Raw genomic sequence first — 1,064 nt, forward strand, 5'->3', positions numbered from 1 at the left:
CCGCCTTGCCAGGGACCGCTTTCGCAGCGGCCGGTTTGGCCGGCGCTGGCTTTGTGGCGGCGGATTTGGCTGTCGCGGGGGTCGACATCAGGGCCGCCGGCGCCTGGCTTGCCGGCTTTGCCGCGCTGCTTCCGGCGGCAGGTGCGGCCGACGCTTCACGCAGCCGGCGCTCGAGGTCGGCGCGGGTCTTGCCGCATGCATCGAGTTCGCCGGTCAGGCGGTCGCCGTCGGTGCGCAGCCTGTCGCGTTCGCTGCGTGTACGGTCGAGGTCGCCGCGCAAGCTGTCGAGTTCACCGCGCAGGCGCCCCCAAAGGAACCAGCCGACCAACACGCCTATCAGGAACGCCAGGACCACGTAGAAAAAAGTGCCCATTGTCTCTCTCCAGTCAGATCCGTCTGCCGTGGGTCATGACCTTCGGCGAAGGACTACTCTTGGTGGTTCCGCGGTAAGCAGAACAGCCGGCTTCGGTTCGAGCTGCGGCGATCGGCTTTGCTTGCCCATGGCCAACGGCCGTTGTCGCGTTCGCCTGAGCGACACGGCCGGCTGAGATTTCTCCTCGCCGATCCGCATGCGCTCCGGCTGAGCTTGGAGCGAAGGCTATCATAGAGCTTGTGGAAAGCTATCGGAAAACTTCGGTGGAGAGTACTTCAAGAACAGATATTTAGGGTGATAGTAGATCTGTCCCAACATGCATTCCGGCTAAACTGTTAGAGCGATGCCTGAGGGACGCGTTTCAAGCGTCGAGCGCTTCCAGCTCGTCGATCAGGCCGCTGATGACGCCAAGTCCGATCTGCCAGAAGGCGGGATCGGTGGCGTCGAGCCCGAAGGGCGCCAGAAGCTCGGAATGATGTTTGGTGCCGCCGGCGCGCAGCATTTCGAAATACTTGTCCTGAAAGCCGCGCTCGGCGTTCTGGTAGACCGCGTAGAGCGAGTTCACCAGGCAGTCGCCGAAAGCATAGGCATAGACATAGAAGGGTGAATGGATGAAGTGCGGGATGTAGGTCCAGAACACCTCGTAGCCTTCGCGCAGCTTGATAGCGGGACCCAGACTTTCGGCCTGCAC

General features: G+C 62.3%; 1 protein-coding gene and 1 pseudogene. Both read right to left on the reverse strand.

The annotated features are described in order from the left end of the window. Nucleotides 1–373 (reverse strand): annotated as a pseudogene (locus EN906_RS35105) (proton-conducting membrane transporter); the annotation flags it as partial. 361 nt (nucleotides 374–734) lie between these two features. Then, nucleotides 735–1,064: M3 family metallopeptidase (locus EN906_RS35110; RefSeq protein WP_245484404.1), on the reverse strand; the 330-nt coding region annotated here is incomplete at its 5' end.

Origin of the sequence: Mesorhizobium sp. M7A.F.Ca.CA.004.06.1.1 (assembly GCF_003999135.1) — a bacterium.
GTDB lineage: Bacteria > Pseudomonadota > Alphaproteobacteria > Rhizobiales > Rhizobiaceae > Mesorhizobium.